Below are 17,867 nucleotides of genomic sequence, written 5' to 3' on the forward strand. Positions count from 1 at the left end.
ACCGACCCAACGCGGGGTCGTGCGATTGGTTCAAAGGGTTCTGGCGATCACCAGCTTCATGATCTCGTTGGTGCCGCCATAGATGCGCTGCACGCGGGCGTCGCGATACATGCGCGCGATGGGATATTCGTTCATATAGCCATAGCCGCCATGGAGCTGCAGGCATTCATCGACCACTTTGCACTGCAGATCGGTGAGCCAGTATTTGACCATGGAGGCGGTGGCGGTATCGAGATTTCCGGCGAGGTGACGTGCCACGCAATCATTGTAGAAAACGCGGCCGACCGTTGCCTCGGTTTTCAGTTCCGCCAGTTTGAACTGGGTGTTCTGAAAGTCGATCACCTTCTGGCCGAAGGCCTTGCGCTCCTTCACATAGTCGATGGTGACGGCCAGCGCGCGCTCGATCATGGCGATGGCCTGAGCGCCGATCAGGAGCCGCTCCTGCGGGAGTTGCTGCATGAGCTGCACAAAGCCCTGGCCTTCCTCATGACCGAGAAGATTGGCGGTCGGCACACGCACATCGTTGAAGAAGAGTTCCGAAGTGTCGTTGGACTTGAGGCCGATCTTGTCGAGGTTGCGACCGCGCTCAAACCCTTCGGCCTCGTCGGTTTCGACCACGATCAGGGATGTGCCCTTCGCGCCCTGGCTCGGGTCCGTCTTGGCCACCACGATGACGAGATTGGCTAACTGCCCGTTGGTGATGAAGGTCTTGGAACCGTTGAGGCGGTAATGGTTTCCGTCCTTCTCCGCCCGCGTTTTCACACCCTGAAGATCGGACCCGGCTCCGGGTTCGGTCATGGCGATCGCGCCGATCAGCTCGCCGCTCGCGAGCTTCGGCAGCCAGCGCTGCTTCTGCTCTTCCGAGCCGTAATGGAGGATGTATGGCGCGACGATGGCGTTGTGGAGCGCGATGCCGAAACCATCGACGCCCACATGGCTGATCGCTTCGATGATCGCGCTTTCGTGGGCGTATGTGCCGCCCGCACCGCCATGCTCCTCCGGCATCGAGGCGCAGAGAAGGCCCGCCGCGCCGGCCTTCTCCCAGCTTGCGCGGTCGAAGATCTCCGCCTTCTCGAACGCTTCATAGTGAGGCGCAATCTCTTCCGTCAGGAAGCGGTTCGCCATGTCATAGAGCATGGCGACGTCTTCACCGGCCCAGTCGGGCCGGGAAAGGCCAAGTACGGACTGCGGGTCTGCCACTCTACGCCTCCTCGCTGACAGCACTGCGCTCTAGCGAAAGCACGCTAGGGTCAGGACCTATTAATATGACCACAATGGTCGGCCTGATTTGTGCGGATACGCGAAGCAAGACCACAGGAAGACTTCATGTCTTTCAAGGTCTTGCGACAAAGTAGGCCGTGCAAATCAGGCCGATCCGAAGGACGCTCGATAGACCGGCGACCTGCCACGTCAAACCCCTTGACCGGGGGAAGGACCCCGCTCTGCGGGCTTTTCCTTGCATCTCTTGGTCTATCGATCGCCATTGTGGTCATATTAATGGGTCCTGACCCTAGAACGAGCACGGTTTTCATGCCAGTCAAAACGCCTCTTCCGGCAGTGCCATCATCGCGTCGGCGCCGGTGGAGATACGGGCAAGATGCGCCGCGGTTTCGGGCATGACGCGCTCCATGAAATACCGGCCGGTGGCGATCTTGGCCTCAAGGAACGAGGCGTCGCCATTGGCACCCGCGGCAATCTGCTCCTGCGCTTTCTTGACCATTCGGCCCCACATGTAGCCAAGCGCCACAAGGCCCATCAGATGCATGTAGTCATGGGAGGCCGCACCCGCATTGTCAGGCTTCTGGACGGCGTTCTGCATCAGCCAGAGCGAAGCGGCCTGCAGGTCGTTAAGGCCTTTCTTGAGCGCCTTCGTGAAGGGGGCCATCGCCTCGTCTCCACGATGGGCCTCACAGAAATCACCCACCTCCTTGAAGAAGGCCTGCGCGGCGCGGCCACCCTTGGCCGGCAGCTTGCGGCCCACCAGGTCCAGCGCCTGAATGCCGTTCGCGCCCTCGTAGATCATGGCGATGCGGGCGTCACGCACGAACTGGCTCATGCCATGCTCTTCGATATAGCCATGACCGCCGAAAAGCTGCTGCGCCATGACGGCGTGCTCGAAGCCCTTGTCGGTGAGCACCCCCTTGATCACGGGCGTCATCAGCGCCAGGAGATCGGATGCCGCTTCGCGGTCCTTCTCGTCTTCGGAGAGATGTGCGATGTCGGATTTGAGCGCGGTCCACAGGATCAGCGCACGTCCGGCCTCGTTGAAGGCGCGCATGGTCATCAGATTGCGGCGCACATCCGGGTGGACGATGATCGGATCGGCCTTCTTTTCAGGCGCTTTCGGCCCTGTGAGCGAGCGACCCTGAAGCCGTTCGCGGGCATATTCCACCGCACCCTGATACGCCGCTTCGCCAATGGCATGGCCCTGCAGACCGACGCCGAGGCGTGCCTCGTTCATCATCGTGAACATGGCTTTGAGGCCGCCATGTTCCTCGCCAAGCAGATAGCCGGTCGCGTCGTCATAGTTCATGACGCAGGTGGCATTGCCGTGGATGCCCATCTTCTCCTCGATGGCGCCGCAGGAAACGGCATTGCGCGCACCGGGCGTACCGGCATCGTCGACCATCACCTTCGGCACGATGAAGAGCGAGATGCCCTTCACGCCGGCCGGCGCGCCCTCGATGCGGGCCAGAACCAGATGGATGATGTTTTCCGAGAGATCGTGCTCGCCGGCGGAAATGAAGATCTTCTGTCCTGAAATCTTGTAGCTTCCGTCGCCGTTTGGCACGGCTTTGGAAGTCAGAAGGCCAAGGTCGGTGCCGCAATGGGGCTCGGTCAGGTTCATGGTGCCGGTCCAGGCGCCTTCCACCATCTTCGGCAGCCACTTCTGCTTCTGCTCCTCGGTCCCATGCGCAAGGATCGCTGCGATGGCGCCCTGCGTGAGGCCGGGATACATCATCAGCGCCATATTGGCGGAAACCAGATACTCGCTGACGGCAGAGTGCACCGTGTAGGGGAGGCCCTGGCCGCCATATTCCGCAGGCACGGAAAGGCCCAGCCAGCCGCCTTCGCAATATTGACGGTAGGCATCACCAAAGCCCTTCGGCGTTGTGACGGAACCATCCTCAAGGCGGGTGCAGCCTTCCATGTCGCCTGTGCGATTGAGTGGCTGCATCACGTTTTCGGCCAGTTTCGCGCCTTCGCTCAGGATCGCTTCGACGATGTCCGGCGAGGCGTCGGCAAAGCCCGGCAGATTGTCGTAATTGCCGTAGCCAAGAACATCGTTGAGCACGAACAGCGTATCGCGCACGGGCGCACGGTAGGTCGGCATGAGACTCCTCCAGCTCTCGGAACAAAGGCGCGAACAGAGCTTTCGCGCAGCATCGAAAGCGCTCTAGCAAATTTTGACGTTTGCGTAAACGTCAAAAACGACGCACGGCGTCACAATGCCCCGTGCCGACCAGTGCCGGCACGGTGAGTTCTGGAATGAAACTGAAGCTGCGGCCCCGCAGCGGAGAGCGCGCCGGAGCAATCTGCAGTCAGGTGGAATGGCCTGACATCTGCAGAAATTCAGATGATGACAGGGTGCCGGGGCAGTGCTTCTATGACGCGGCGGACCGGTCCATGGCCTGGCGGTTTGCTCCCGGCATCCGCATCCCGTCCATTTCGGCCGTGCGCGCAAATGCCGGGAGGAGAAAAACCGCTGACGGTGCTTCGCCAGACTTCAGTCCGGATGTGTCGGGCGAAATCAGCCGGCGGTGCCCAGAGCCGAGGCGGTATCCAGCCGGTCGCTGACGTCCGCGATCAGCTTCTTCAGCTCGGAAATGGCATCCTCTATGGAGCGGTGCTGCTTCTCAAGCCGCACCATCTGGCGTTCGGATTTCGTCAGGACGAGTTGCAACTGCTCGACATTGCCCTTCTTGCGGTCCGCCTTGGGGTCGTGCAGATCAAGCACTTCCTTTATGTCGCTCAGCGAGAAGCCGATCTTGCGGCCAAGCAATATCTGCTGGAGGCGGAGCTTGTCGTTGCGCGAATAGAGGCGTGTCGTGCCCACGCGCTCCGGCGTCAGAAGGCCTTTGTCTTCGTAAAAGCGCAGGGCGCGAAGGGTGACGCCGAACTCGCGCGCCATCTCGCCAATGCGGGTGTATTCTTCGGAGGTCTCGGGAGAATCATTTCCCTCGGCGGTCTTTTCGACAGCCATTGCAATGTTCGTCATGATCACTGTTCCGTATCGAATGAACACTCCGGCGGGGGAACCGGAATGGTGACATGCCTGACGGCCAAACTTCGCCGACGGGCGAAGGACGCACCGCTCAGACATGTTTAGAAGGCGGGCTTATGCGTTGCAGAATACGGCATTACAAGGGCCTTTGGCCAAATTGTGAACGGCTTGCCAACAACCTTTTTGCCGGATTTTCGCGCGTATGCTTAATCGCCGGTAAGAAATGTTAACTCCGTGTTTACCATGATCGGGGAATGGTGGACCCGTCAGCAGACCATGCCGTTCGCGTTCGAAGCCTGGGCATGGCGGCCTGACCGTGGGTGTCTCTGAAGTGTTTGTCTTCTGCCTTCCCGGCGTACCAAAGCTGAAGGGCCCGCGCGGCAAGAACTATCGATGGCCAACCGGCAACCGGTGGAGAGGCGGGCGTTCCGATGAACAACAAGCGTTCCTATCTGGAAAACATAAATGCCGGTCGTCGTCGGCGGCCACGGGCCAACGCGTCTCTTGATGAGATCAGCCGCACACTCGAAGAGATGGAGCATCGACTCGGCCGCGCCACCGGTCGTTTCGACCAGCAGGCCGAGGAAAACGAGGTCGCCCGGCGCATCCAGGAACTGTCGGAAACGGTGTCCCAGACCTATGCGCGGCCAAGCGAACGCCCGGCGCCGCACAGGCACAAGGTCGCGCCGCAGGCCTATTTCGAACGCGCAGCGCATGAGCTTGAGCGCAGCCACAGGCAGGAGCGCGAAGTCTCATCGATTGGCAGCATCGCCAGCGAGCTGAAGACCCTGCGCTCGGACCTTCGTGATGCAATGCGCTCCGGCCTCAACGACGAGTTCACCACGCTGCGCCGCGAACTGGCAGGCATTATGGCCTCGGTGCCCAACAGTGCGTTGAGCAGCGAGCTTGTGGTTGAATTTGAACGCCTGTCCAATGCTATCGCACAGCTTGCCGAGCGCAGCGATGACAAGAATGTCAAAATGCTGCGCCTGGAAATGGAGGAGTTGAAATCGTCCATCTCCAATCTCGCGCGCGAGGAGACGCTGCGGGCCGTCGACCAGCGCTGGGATGCGCTCGACGATCGCTGGAGCGCGTTCGAGGATCGTGTTTCCAATGACATTCGCAGGTGCGACCCGGCGATCGAGATGCTGCATCAGCGCATCGAAGAAATCGCCCATGCGGTCAATAGCCTGCCGGAATCCCTCTCGATCCAGTCGCTTGAGGACCGGGTACGCACGCTTGCGGGCGCACTCGACCAGTTGCTGGAGCGCAAGCAGCAGAGCAACCCCGAGGTTTATGCTGCCCTGGATGAACGTCTTGACGAGATCAGCAGGGCAATCGCGGCCTCCGCTCCGAAGGCGCAGGCCGCGAGTTTCGATCCACAGCCCTTCGAGCGTATCGAGGCGCGGATCTCCTCTCTCGCCGGTCAGGTGTCCGAACTGCTTTCTGAACGTTCGGGCGGCGAGGCGGTCGGCCAGCTCAGCGAACAGCTTTATTCGTTGTCACAGCGGGTCGACGATATCGCCCGCCGTATCGACATGCCGGAACAGACGGTTGAACGGTTGGCCGGCCAGATCGCCGTCATCGCCGAAAAACTCGATACCGCCCCGCAGCCGCAGCCGCAGATCGCGGAGCACATGCTGCGCGGCATAGAGGATCGGTTCGCGCATCTTTCCCAGCTCATTGAGGAGCGGCAGGGCGATGTCGCCGAGCAGGGCCGGACGCTGGTTGACGAGCTGGAGCGCCGCCTGCAGGAGATTTCCGCGCGGATCGATGAGCGCGGCAATCCGGCTCATGCCGAAGCAGGCATCATGGCGACAATCGACGCGCGCTTCAACGAGTTGGCCGCGCGCCTCGACGTTGGAGCTGGTGAAACCCGCGATGGTGAAGCGCTTCGCGCGCTCGAGGCGCGGCTCGACGACATCTCGGGACGTTTGCAGGCCTCTTCTTCACAGGCCTCTTCCGTCGATCCCGAAGTGATCCGGAATCTCGAAGCACAGGTGCGCAGCCTTTCCGAACACCTTTCGCGCCCCGGTGCCGACCTGCCGGAATTCGAGGATCTGGGCCCGCGTCTGGAGAACATCGAGCGCTCCATTCACGAGAACCGTGCCGCTGTTGTGGAAGCAGCACGGCACGCTGCGGAGCAGGCGATCGGCGCACTCGGAAACGCTTCCCAGGCGGAGGCATTCGATCGCGAGCTGCGGGCCGAACTGCGGGCTCTCGAGGAGCTCACGCGCAAGTCGGACGAACGCAACACCAAGACCTTCGAAGCCATTCACGACACGCTCCTCAAGATTGTCGACCGCATCGGCACGGTGGAAAGCACGTCGAAGGCCGGCGCGGGTGGCGATGCGGTGAAAATTGCCGTTGCAGCCGCACCGTCGATTTCGCCGGCAGGCGATGAGGCCGTGGAAACGGTGACGCGCGATTATGAACCGGCACCAAACCGTTCGCCGGCCGAGGCTGCCGCTGCTGCGGCCCGTGCGGCTCTGGATGAGGACGGGCAGAAGGAGCAGGTAAAGCCAGGGCGCACCTCGCTTCTTGGCGGGTTGTCGCGGGCATGGAGCACGCGCGGCGAAAAGCAGCAGGCTGATATCGAGGAAGACGTTTTCGAAGAGGCCGATGGAAGCCTTGAGGCGGTGGAGCTGGATGCTGAACGCATCAATGAGCCACTCGAACCGGGCTCTGGTGCTCCCGATCTCAATGCAATCCTGCGCCGTGTGCGTGATGAGAAGAAGGCACCGGTTCGCTCGGAGACGGACGACGCTGCGAAATCGGATTTCATTGCTGCGGCAAGGCGGGCGGCGCAGGCTGCAGCGGCCGAGGCAGAGATCCTGAAGAAGCGCAGGGCCGAAGCGACGGAAGAAACCGGCCGCTTCGGTCTCGGGCGCCTCCTGAAGCGCAGCAGAAAACCGCTTATGGTAATGCTTGGAGCCGGCATTGTCGCCGCCGGCGGCTATCAGGTCGGCAAGGCATACCTGTCGAACTCGACGTCCATCCCGATGCCAGTCGCAAGCGATAGCTCGGCGCCGGAGCCTGCAGCCGTTGTGGCCGGCACCAGCTCAAAGGCGGAAGATCGCCGGGTGCGTGTTGTGGATGAGCAGCCGCTGGACGGGTCGACTCCCAACCAGGCAGTCGATGAGACCGTCGACACGCTGGCCTCCATGCCGCAGATGGACGCGCCTGCGCAGGGCAAGTTCGAGGAACCACTTTTAACAACCGAGACGGTCAGCCTTCCGAAAGCACCGCCTGTGGAAGCCGTTCAAACGGTTTCGCTGGATGAAATCCCGATGGATGCCGGGCCGATACCGCTTCGCGAAGCGGCTGCCGAAGGAGATCCGAAGGCGTATTTCGAAATTGCCAGCCGTTATGCGGAAGGACGCGGGACGACGGCGGACATGGCGAAGGCCGTCGAATGGTACACGAAGGCCGCTGAAGCCGGCTTCGCGCCCGCTCAATACCGGGTCGGTGATCTCTACCAGAAGGGTACCGGTGTCGAGCGCGACGCGGCAAAGGCGAAGATGTGGTTCCAGCTTGCGGCGCAGCAGGGCAATGCAGGTGCCATGCACAATCTGGGTGTTCTCTATGCCATGGGTGCCGACGGGCCGGCAGACAACAGCTCTGCCGCACGCTGGTTCCTTGAAGCGGCGGAGCATGGCGTCAAGGACAGCCAGTTCAACCTTGGCATTCTTTCGGCCAAGGGCATGGGGGTGCCGCAGGACCTGACCGAAGCCTATAAGTGGTTTGCCATCGTCGCCAATGGCGGTGACAGGGATGCTGCCAGCAAGCGCGACGAGATCGCGGCTGCCCTTTCGCCTGAAAAACTGGAACAGGCGAAAAACAAGACCGCTTTGTGGAAGGCCAAATCCATCGATCCTGCCGTCAACATGGTCGATGTGCCTGAATCCTGGCGTGAGAGCCGTGAGCTGACCGCCAGCGTCGACATGAAGAAGGCGGTCACCAACATTCAGCTCATCCTGAATCAGCAGGGGTTTGATGCGGGCAAGCCGGACGGCATCATGGGCGCCAGGACCAAGACGGCGATCAGCGCATTCCAGAAGGCCAACGGCATGACGCCGACCGGAGAGGTCGATGAGGCGCTGGTGCGCGCACTTCTGGAAAAGAACAAGGCAGCGGCTGCTGCTCAGTAAGGCGGCTTCGCATTTGATGGACAGCCGGCTTTTAGGGTCATGACCCTAAGTGTGTCCGAACGGACGCACTTCACCTTCGCCGGGCAAGTCGTTCAAACTTTTCCCGATTCGGAGACAACTCGGTTTGACTTCGTGATCGCCAGAGCGCAGAACGGAAGCACGCATAATGCTTCCACATCTCGCCCGGCGCCGCCGTCGGGGAAACAGTTATTCGGGTGCCGCGGGTGGGTATTTATCTCCCAATCGCCGAAATGTCCGTCAATGTCTTCGTGCTGCTGGCCATGGGCGGCGCGGTCGGCTTTCTCTCCGGCATGTTCGGCGTCGGCGGCGGGTTTCTCATCACGCCGCTTCTGATCTTCTACAACATCCCGCCCGCCATTGCGGTTGCCACTGGCGCCAACCAGGTGATCGCTTCATCTTTCTCCGGCGCGCTGGCGCATTTCAAGCGCAAGTCGCTCGACCTCAAGCTTGGCACGGTGTTGTTGGCCGGCGGCATTGTCGGTGCGTCGCTGGGTGTCTCCGTCTTCGCCTATCTGCGGCGGCTGGGACAGCTCGACCTGATCGTCTCGCTGCTCTATGTGGCGTTTCTCGGCGTGGTCGGCGGTCTGATGCTGATGGAAAGCGTGCGTGCCATCAGACGCTCGCGCGGCGGCCAGACGGTGACGCTGCGCAAACCCGGCCAGCACAACTGGATTCATCGCCTGCCGCTGAAAATGCGTTTTCGCGCCTCAAAGCTCTTTGTCAGCGTGATACCGGTACTGGCCTTAGGGGCGTTCATCGGTTTCCTGGCATCGATCATGGGTGTCGGTGGCGGCTTCATCATGGTGCCGGCGCTGATCTACCTTCTGAAAGTGCCGACCAATGTCGTGATTGGCACGTCGCTATTCCAGATCATTTTCGTGGCGGCCTTCACGACGATCATTCACTCGACGGCCAACCAGACCGTCGACGTGGTGCTCGCTTTTCTCCTCATGGTCGGTGGCGTTGCCGGTGCGCAATATGGCGCAAGGGTCGGGCAAAAGCTTCGCGGCGAGCAGTTGCGGGCGCTTCTGGCGCTGCTCGTTCTGGCGGTGGCGCTTCGTCTGGGGTTCGACCTCTTCGTTCGGCCCGAGAGCGTCTACTCCCTCTCTATGGGAGGGGTGTGAGCGATGCGTTTTGCAATGCTATCCACGCTTGCCCTTCTGGTGCCCGTGCTGGCCGCCCGGGCGCAGGACCACATCCCGGAAAACATCCAGATTGGTCTGTCCACGGACCAGGTTTCGATCACCTCGGATTTCAGCGGCGCGGAACTCACAATTTTCGGCGCGCTGGACAACGCCGACCCACTGGTTTCCCGGCAGGGGCGCTACGACGTGATCGTGGTTCTGGAAGGGCCACCGCGTGCCGTAACGGTGCGCAAGAAAACCCGTGTCACTGGCATGTGGATCAACACGGAGTCCGTCATCTTCCGCGATGTGCCGGCGTCCTATTCCATGGCGCTGACGCGCGCGCCCCAGGACATCACCGCGCCGGATGGCTATCGGCAGCTCGCGCTTGGGGCGGACAATCTGCATCTGCAGCCGCTCGATGCGGATGGCGATCCGAAAACGATCGAGGAGTTCACCCGTGCTTTGCGGGAGCGTAAAGAGGCCGAGGGGCTCTATTCGACGCGGGCGGGCGCGGTGCGTTTTCTGTCGCAAAGCCTCTTCCGGGCTTCGCTGCGGCTGGCACCCAACGTTGCGGTCGGCACGCACAGGGCCCGCGCCTTTCTGTTCCGCAACGGCATGTTCCTGCGCGAGACGTCGGCCCAGCTCACCATCCGCAAGGCGGGGCTTGAGCAGCGCCTCTATCAGTTTGCCCATCAGAACAGCATGCTCTACGGCATTCTGGCGGTGCTGATCGCCATCGTGACAGGCTGGCTCGGGCGGTTGATTTTCCGCAAGGACTGATCCTGGCGCAATTCCAGGAAAAGTGGGTACCAGTTTTCTGTTGGAAATTGCGCAATAATAACAAGATGGAGCGGAGCGACGTTTCCATGAAACGGTGCACCGCTCTAGCGCAGCATGCTGCCGGCAATGGCGTAGATGCCCTGCCGTCCAAGCATGTAGGCCGCGAGCCTTTCACGCGCGAACAGACCGGTGAAAGCGCGGTCAAGCACATTGAGGGTGCCGGTCAGGCTGCCGAAGGCGGGCATGATGAGCCGCTCCCCGTCGGAGACAAAGCAGGCCCGCCGCACCGAGCGCCCGCGTCTTACGATGCGCGCTCCCGGATGCAGGTGCCCGGCGATCTCGCCGGGGCCGGCGCCGCGCGCGGGCTCGTGGCGAAAGGTGAGGCCTTCGACGGCGATTTCCTGCGCGCAGCGACCGGGCAGATATGGTGGCGGTGCAGGGTCGTGGTTCCCGGCGATCCAGTGCCAGTCGCGCCTGCCGATGATCCGCACAAGGTGATCACGGAACGCTGCCGGCATTTCGGCGGCTCCGTTTTCGTCATGAAAGCTGTCGCCGAGGCTGATGACCATCTCGGGATCGTAATCTGCCAAAACGCTTTCGAGCCGCGTCAGCGTCGCAGCGGTGTCGTATGGCGGCAGCATCCGCCCGCGCCTGGCATAAGCCGCCCCCTTTTCCAGATGCAGGTCGGAGACGACCATAAGGCCCATCGCCGGAAAGAACAGCACACCGCGCCAGTCGCACACGGCCTCGTGGCCGGCGATCCGGACCGTCAGCGCCGTGCTTGCATCGGTTGCGGGTGCAAGGCTGTTCATGCCTCAAGAGCCTCCTGCATTAGCTCCTCGCCGGAAAGCCGCGAAGCTTCGCCGAGCAGTGCCTCGTTGGCGTCGCCGGCCACGGCCTCCTTGCCGATCTCCAGCATGATGGGCACGGCCAGCGGCGAAATGCGCGTCAGCGATTTATGCACGATTCGTCCCCGAATGCGCGACAGCATCTCGCCCAGTCTCCTGACATCGAGTAGCCCCTGCGCGGCGTCCGCCCATGTGGCCTGCATGAGAATGTGGTCGGGCTCATGGGCCCGCAAAACGTCGTAAATGAGATCGGCTGAAACGGTCACCTGCCGGCCGGTTTTCTCTTGTCCGGGGTGGCGTTTTTCGACCAGCCCCGAGATCAGCGCACAATTGCGGAAGGTGCGCTTCAAAAGCCAGCTGTCGGCGATCCATGCCTCCAGATCATCGCCCAGCATGTCCTCGTCCAAAAGCGCGGCCAGACTGAGCTTGCCGCTTTTCAGCATGACGCTCATATCGTTGAGGCCCCATACGGCAATGGCATAGTCGTTGGCGACGAAGCCCAGCGGATGTGCGCCGTCACGCTCGAGCCGGCGGGTCAGGAGCATGCCGAGCGTCTGGTGTGCGAGCCGTCCTTCGAACGGGTAGAGCACCATGTAGAAGCGGTTGCCGCGCGGAAAGGTTTCGACCAGAAGGTCTTCGCGGCGCGGCAGAATGGACTTGTCGCGCTGGATGGCGAGCCATTCGGCCACCTGCGGCGGCAGCGCCTTCCAGCGCTTCGGGTCCGCCAGCATGGCGCGCACCTCCGCTGCCAGATAGGTGGAGAGCGGAAACTTGCCGCCGGCATAATAGGGCACTTTGGCGTCCTCGCCGCCGCCAGCCGAAACGAGGCACTCATTCTCGCGGATACCCTCGAAGCGGAGCACCCGGCCGGAGAACAGGAAGGTGTCGCCCTGCGTGAGGGTTTCGAGGAAATATTCTTCCACCTTGCCGAGCACCGGCCCCCCGCGCGAGGCGTTGCCCCGGCCGCGCCGCACCATGCGGATGTTGAGCATGGGGGATTCCACGATGGTGCCGACATTCAGCCGGTATTGCTGGGCTATGCGGGGGTTGGCGATGCGCCATAGCCCGTCCTTCGTCCTGCGGATGCGGGCATAGCGCTCATAGCTTTTCAGCGCATAGCCGCCCGTCGCCACAAACGCGACAATCCGGTCGAACGTCTCCCGGTCGAGCGCGGCATAGGGGGCCGCCCCCGCCACCTCGCCATAGAGCACATCGGCGTCGAAGGGGGCGGCGCAGGCCGAGCCCAGCACATGCTGCGCCAGCACATCGAGCGCCCCTTCCACCAGTGGTGGCGTGTCCTGTGCGCGCAGATAGTTTGCCTCAAGTGCCGCGCGGCACTCCATCACCTCAAAACGGTTTGCCGGCACGAGGATTGCGCGGCTCGGCTCGTCCATGCGGTGGTTCGAGCGGCCAATGCGCTGCGCCAGCCGGCTCGCCCCCTTCGGCGCGCCTACATGCACGACCAGATCCACATCGCCCCAGTCGATGCCGAGATCCAGCGTTGACGTGGCGACAATGGCCCTTAGGCTGTTGGTCTCCATCGCCTTTTCGACCTTGCGCCGCTGCCCGACATCGAGCGAGCCGTGATGCAGCGCAATGGGCAGATTGTCGTCGTTGGCGCGCCACAATTCGCGAAACAGAAGCTCGGCCTGGCTGCGCGTGTTGACGAAGAGCAGGGTGGTGCGATGCGTCTTGATCGCCTCATAGACCTTCGGAATGGCATAAAGCGCGGAGTGCCCGGCCCAGGGGACGCGCTCCTCCGTTTCCAGAATGGTGATGTCCGGCTTTGCGCCACCGGACACGGTCACGATATCGGCCATGGTGCCGGGCCTGTCCTGAGGCACCAGCCAGCGGCGCAGTGCTTCAGGCTCGGCAACGGTCGCCGAAAGCCCGATGGTCTGCAACTCCGGTCGCAGACGGCGCAGCCGCGCAAGGCCGAGTGAGAGCAAATGTCCGCGCTTGGAGATCACCAGCGAATGCAATTCGTCGAACACGACGAATTTGAGGTCCGAGAAGAAGCGCTCCGCATCGGGCGAGGCGATCAGAAGCGCAAGCTGTTCGGGGGTCGTCAGCAGAATGTCGGGTGGCGCATGCTTCTGCCGCTGGCGCTTGTGGGTGGGCGTGTCGCCGGTGCGTGTCTCCATGGTCACCGGCAGCTCCATCTCGGCCACCGGCATGTTCAGATTGCGCTGAATGTCGACGGCGAGCGCCTTGAGCGGCGATATATACAGCGTGTGAACGCCACGCCGCGCTTCGCCGGGGCGGGGTTTTGGCCGGTTTGCAAGATCGGTGAGCGTTGGCAGGAAACCGGCAAGCGTCTTGCCGGCACCCGTCGGCGCGATCAGCAGTGCCGAGCGACCGGCCTGTGCGCGCGCCAGAAGTTCGAGCTGATGCGCGCGCGGCTGCCACCCACGCGTGGCGAACCACTCGCTGAAGGGCGCTGGCAGGAAAGGCGCGGCAATGCCGTCAATGGGGTGCGTCCGGTGTTCCAAGATGGGTTAGAACTAAACCAGAACAGAAGTCACGCCAAGAGGGGCTGTCGGCATCAGCCAGGATATCTGAAACAGGGGCGAGGATCAGACGCTGTCGCTCACCGCGCTCCAGGCAGCGGCGCGGCGCAGAATGTCCTGAAACTTTTCACCCGCCTCTTCCAGCGTGCCGGAATTGTCGATCACCGTTGCGTCTTCCACGGCGAGCTCCTTCGCGTGCGCCCGTTCGAGACGCGCCAGCACTTCCTCGCGGGTCTCGCGGCCACGGCTTGAAAGCCGCTCGGCAAGGACCTCGCGGGATGCGGTCACGATCACGGCAATGACATTGCCATAGCGTTCACGCAGGAGCGGGATGACGGCGCGGGAAACGTTGGCGACTGCCACATGACCTTCGCGCACGATGCCGTCCACGCTGGCGGGCAGGCCGTATTTCAGCCCGTTCGCTTCCCAGCTTACAGCGAATGCGCCTCTGCTTTCCGCCTCGTCAAAACTGGCGCGGGTGAGGCAGTCATGGGCCTCGCCGGCACCGTCCATCTCGCGGGTGATGACACGGCGCACGAAGGTGACGTCGCTGTCCTGTGGCCCAAGTCGCTGGCGCGCATAGTCCATCACCGAATCCTTGCCGGCGCCCGAGGGGCCGGCGACGGCGATGAAAACGCCGTGTCGGATCGGGAAATCCTGCTCGTCGATGACGCGCTCCAGCGTGGCCGAGGACCTCATGCCACCCGCGCTCCTTCGCGCCAGACCGAGCGCACGATCGGCACATGCTCGTCCACCCGCACGCGGATCATGTCGCCGCGACGGCCCTGTTCGAGAATGCCGCGATCATCGAGCCCGACGGCTTCTGCCGGGTTCTTCGAAACCATGGCGACAGCCTGCGGCAGCGAGATGTGCTCCACCGTCTCGCCGAGAGCAAAAGCGGCCTGAACGAGGCTGAACGGGATATAGTCCGAGGATAAAATGTCGAGCGTCTTGCCTTCCGCCAGACTGCGAGCCGAAACATTGCCGGAATGCGATCCGCCACGCACCACATTGGGCGCCCCCATCAAAACCTGCATGCCGGCCTCGCGCGAAGCCCTGGCGGCCTCCTGCGTGGTGGGGAACTCGGCGACGCGCACGCCCTGCGTCGCGGCTTCGTCCACATGCTCCATCGTGGCGTCGTCATGGCTTGCCAGAATGATGCCGTTGTCCCGGCAGATTTCGGCAATGGCGTTGCGATGCCTGCTCGAATAGGTCTGCGACTGGGTGATGCGCTTGTCGCAGAACTGGCGGAAATCCTCTTCCGTCATGCCGGTCTTGTTCATGTAGTAGACCTTGTAGGTCTCGATGCTGGTGAACTGGCGCTGGCCCGGCGAATGGTCCATCAGTGAAGCCAGCTTTACCCGGCTGTCGTTTCTGAAAAGCTCGAAACCCTCCAGACAATCGGGCGCGGAGACCTCGCAGCGCAGATGCAGGAAGTGGTCGGCACGCAGGCGGCCCGCTTCCACGCTGTTTTCGATGGCGTGGCCGAGCTCGCGCATTTCCGGCGCGCCGAGATTGCTGTCTTCATCAAGGCCGATCCGCAGCGCGTCGAACACGGTGGTAATGCCGGATGCCGCAATCTGTGCATCATGCGCGAGCACCGAGGCGATTGGGTTCCAGCGCACTTTCGGGCGTGGCGCGTAGTGGCGCTCCAGATGGTCTGTGTGCAGCTCGACAAGGCCCGGCAGGACGTAATCGCCGTCCATATCTTCACCGACAGAGGTATTGCCTGTGGCAATGTCGACGATGCGCCCGTCACGGATCGAGATGCTGCCTTCGATCACCTCATCGGGCAGCACGATGCGGGCATTTTTGAGGACCAGTTCGTTCGTCATTATCAGGCAGTCTTTCTTGTCTTGCTCCAGCCGAGCGTCTGGAAGGATTTCACCTGGAACGGCGCGCCCGGCTCCGACTCGATGAACAGGGCCAGCGAGCCAATCTCCAATGGTTCCGACAAAAGCGGCCCGAAGAAGGCATCGATGGCGCGTTCCATGCGGGGCGCTTCGGCCTGTGGCACGCGTCCGGTCAGGGTCATGTGAAAGCGGAATTCCTCGAACACATAGGGATAGCCCCATTTGTGCAGATTCTTGAGCTGTCCGGGTGAGAGGTTTTCCGGGTTGCGCCGTTCAAGCTCATTGGCCGTCAGCGGCGCGCGGAAGGGTTCGAAGCTCTCCACGATGCTGCCCGCCAGCGCATCCAGCCGTTCAGACCGTTCTTCCGGCACCAGCGCGAAGAAACCGTCCAGTCTGCGCACCACCGCGCGCGGGATCGTTACCGGTTCCATCTGCGCGCAGAACTTTGTCAGCGCCTGGATCAACCCCTGCTCGCTCTGGCCTTCGGCAAGCCGGAACGGGGCTTTCAGCGTCGCGTGAAACCCGTAGCGGCGTGCCGCAGCCGTGTGAAACGAAATCTCCGCAGCCGAGAACGGCCCGGCCTCCACCGGGGTCAGCGGCATGCCGGTAAAGGCGTCACGTCCCAGCCAGCGGGCGGCGGCCCGCGTCAGCGGGTCGTCTTGTTCAGGTGTGAAGTAGATTGCGTAGCGCATGAGCTTTTCCTCGCCGATTGCGGTGCAATAGGCGATTTGTGTGACAGGTTAACGAATCCCTCGAAAGGACCACAGAAGCTATCAGCCAATTTCCGCTGCGTCATCATCCACCTCATTGCCTGCCGATGAGGCGCTGGCGCAGCATGTTGGAAATATTGTCGAAGACGAAAACGACCAGCAGAATGAGAAGCACCATGTAAGCCACGTTTTCCCAGTCCTGATTGGTGCGCATCGCCTCCCAGAGCTTGAGGCCGATGCCGCCTGCTCCCACTGCACCGATGATGGTGGCCGAGCGCGTGTTGGACTCCCAGAAATACAGCGACTGGCTCAAAAACACTGGCAGAACCTGCGGCACGACGCCGTAGCGCTGGACCGAGGATGGGGCCGCACCGACGGAGCGCACGCCCTCCCGCTGCTTGTCGTCGATGTTCTCGAGCGCTTCGGAATAAAGCTTTCCGAAGGTGCCGGTATCGGTGAAGAAGATCGCCGAAATGCCGGCCAGCGGCCCCGGCCCGAACGCCCGGGTGAAGAACAGCGCCCAGATCAGCATGTCCACCGAGCGCAGGAAGTCGAACGAGCGCTTCAAGAGATGGTTGATGAAACGGTTGGGCATTATGTTGCGTGCGGCCGCAAAGGCGAGCGGGAAGGCCAGAAGCGAGGCGAACACCGTGCCGGCAAACGCCATGACGATGGTCTGCAGCAGCTTCAGCCACACATCGCCATGCTGCCAGTCGGCATTGTTGACGATGTTGTCCCAGGCAACGGCCAGATTGGAGCGGCCTTCCTCGATGCGGCTGCCGAAGAAGATCGTGCCCAGAACCTCGCTGACCGGCATGCCCCAATAGGGAGATCGCGTGTCGAAGAAGAAGTTCTCCCAACCGAGGAAGCGGCGGCGTATCTTGACTTCGTCATCCTCGATTTCCGCGCGGCCGGCGAAGCCGAAGCGCGCGATCACTTTGGAGCCGGGTGCCCGCTGGCTTGCCCAGTCGGGCAGGGGGCTGCGCGCATGAACGGTCTGCCCCTCTTTGATATCGAGTTCCAGTGTTTCGCCATTGTGCGAGACCGAAACAAAGCCCGGCTGAACGCGGATATGCGTGTCGCCACCGAACGAAACATCGGCGCTCACAATGGCTTCCTCGCGGGTCGCCACCGGTTCCGCCGGTGCGGTGTTTACGGACGGAGTTTCTGATGGCGTGGAAGGAGACGACATGGCACCAAGAAACCCACCGCCGTCCTTCGCAGCCGGTTTCGTGTCCAGCGACCCGAGGAAGCCGGCGCCGCTGGTTTGGCCGCCGTCGGAGCCGGCGGCTGCACTGGTCGTTGCGCTCCGGCGTTCGACGGTCGCCGTTTCCGTCACCACCCAGTCCGGTTTCGGATCGTCGCCCAGCGGCGAGAAACGGGGGAAGGAAACATCCAGCGCTTCGCCGTCATATTCGATGTCCGGGCGCACCTCGTAGGAAACCCAGTCGGCCAGATAGCTTCCGGCGATATCCCAATTGCCGTTGGAGATCACCTGTCCCACCGCAAAGAGCCACCAGGCGAAGACCATATAGAGCGCGACGGCAGCGATGATGAGCGCGGCGCGAAAGCGCTCAAGCAGCGGGCGCTGAAAAACATCCGTGTGGCGCGCGACGATGGCGTTGGCTTCGGTTTCGGTCAT

Annotated in this window: 12 protein-coding genes; 3 read left to right on the top strand and 9 right to left on the bottom strand. The window is 62.3% G+C overall.

Features of this window, described 5'->3' with window-relative positions; all coding sequences use genetic code 11:
- Positions 1-30: 30 nt before the first annotated feature.
- The 3 genes from AC07E3_RS02945 to AC07E3_RS02955 all read right to left on the bottom strand — a co-directional run bounded on the left by AC07E3_RS02945 (position 31) and on the right by AC07E3_RS02955 (position 4,219).
- Entirely contained in the window at positions 31-1,137 is a 1,107-nt protein-coding gene (locus AC07E3_RS02945) for an acyl-CoA dehydrogenase family protein (RefSeq protein ID WP_478360271.1), read from the bottom strand.
- Between the two features lie 400 nt (positions 1,138-1,537).
- Entirely contained in the window at positions 1,538-3,334 is a 1,797-nt protein-coding gene (locus AC07E3_RS02950; protein ID WP_478360252.1) for an acyl-CoA dehydrogenase C-terminal domain-containing protein, read from the bottom strand.
- Between the two features lie 417 nt (positions 3,335-3,751).
- Positions 3,752-4,219, bottom strand: a complete 468-nt coding sequence (locus tag AC07E3_RS02955) for a MerR family transcriptional regulator (RefSeq protein ID WP_065817246.1) — start codon at positions 4,217-4,219, stop codon at positions 3,752-3,754.
- 437 nt (positions 4,220-4,656) lie between these two features.
- Here AC07E3_RS02955 and AC07E3_RS02960 point away from each other — a divergent pair, with 437 nt between their 5' ends.
- The 3 genes from AC07E3_RS02960 to AC07E3_RS02970 all read left to right on the top strand — a co-directional run bounded on the left by AC07E3_RS02960 (position 4,657) and on the right by AC07E3_RS02970 (position 10,304).
- On the top strand, positions 4,657-8,376 hold the full coding sequence (locus AC07E3_RS02960; protein ID WP_478360253.1) for a peptidoglycan-binding protein: 3,720 nt from the start codon (positions 4,657-4,659) through the stop codon (positions 8,374-8,376).
- A gap of 224 nt (positions 8,377-8,600) precedes the next feature.
- Positions 8,601-9,521: a sulfite exporter TauE/SafE family protein gene (locus AC07E3_RS02965; protein ID WP_007008155.1), complete on the top strand. Its 921-nt coding sequence runs from the start codon at positions 8,601-8,603 to the stop codon at positions 9,519-9,521.
- Positions 9,522-9,524: 3 nt separating this feature from the next.
- On the top strand, positions 9,525-10,304 hold the full coding sequence (locus tag AC07E3_RS02970) for a TIGR02186 family protein (protein WP_478360254.1): 780 nt from the start codon (positions 9,525-9,527) through the stop codon (positions 10,302-10,304).
- A 104-nt stretch (positions 10,305-10,408) separates the two neighbouring features.
- Here AC07E3_RS02970 and pdeM read toward each other — a convergent pair whose 3' ends face one another.
- From pdeM to phnE, 6 genes are all read right to left on the bottom strand, one after another.
- Positions 10,409-11,116, bottom strand: coding sequence for a ligase-associated DNA damage response endonuclease PdeM (pdeM, locus tag AC07E3_RS02975; protein ID WP_478360255.1), 708 nt, complete (start codon positions 11,114-11,116; stop codon positions 10,409-10,411).
- Complete coding sequence (locus tag AC07E3_RS02980) at positions 11,113-13,644, bottom strand: ligase-associated DNA damage response DEXH box helicase (protein ID WP_478360256.1); 2,532 nt, start codon at positions 13,642-13,644, stop codon at positions 11,113-11,115. The genes pdeM and AC07E3_RS02980 overlap by 4 nt, the downstream gene beginning before the upstream one ends.
- 84 nt (positions 13,645-13,728) lie before the next feature.
- Entirely contained in the window at positions 13,729-14,361 is a 633-nt protein-coding gene (gene phnN, locus AC07E3_RS02985) for a phosphonate metabolism protein/1,5-bisphosphokinase (PRPP-forming) PhnN (RefSeq protein ID WP_336071936.1), read from the bottom strand.
- On the bottom strand, positions 14,358-15,497 hold the full coding sequence (locus tag AC07E3_RS02990) for an alpha-D-ribose 1-methylphosphonate 5-triphosphate diphosphatase (protein WP_065817240.1): 1,140 nt from the start codon (positions 15,495-15,497) through the stop codon (positions 14,358-14,360). Before AC07E3_RS02990 ends, phnN begins: the two co-directional genes overlap by 4 nt.
- Before the next feature lie 2 nt (positions 15,498-15,499).
- Entirely contained in the window at positions 15,500-16,207 is a 708-nt protein-coding gene (locus tag AC07E3_RS02995) for a DUF1045 domain-containing protein (protein ID WP_065817239.1), read from the bottom strand.
- A 112-nt stretch (positions 16,208-16,319) separates the two neighbouring features.
- Positions 16,320-17,867 (bottom strand): phosphonate ABC transporter, permease protein PhnE, encoded by a 1,548-nt coding sequence (phnE, locus tag AC07E3_RS03000; RefSeq protein ID WP_478360257.1) that lies wholly within the window; start codon positions 17,865-17,867, stop codon positions 16,320-16,322.

This window comes from Nitratireductor lacus, assembly GCF_056431025.1.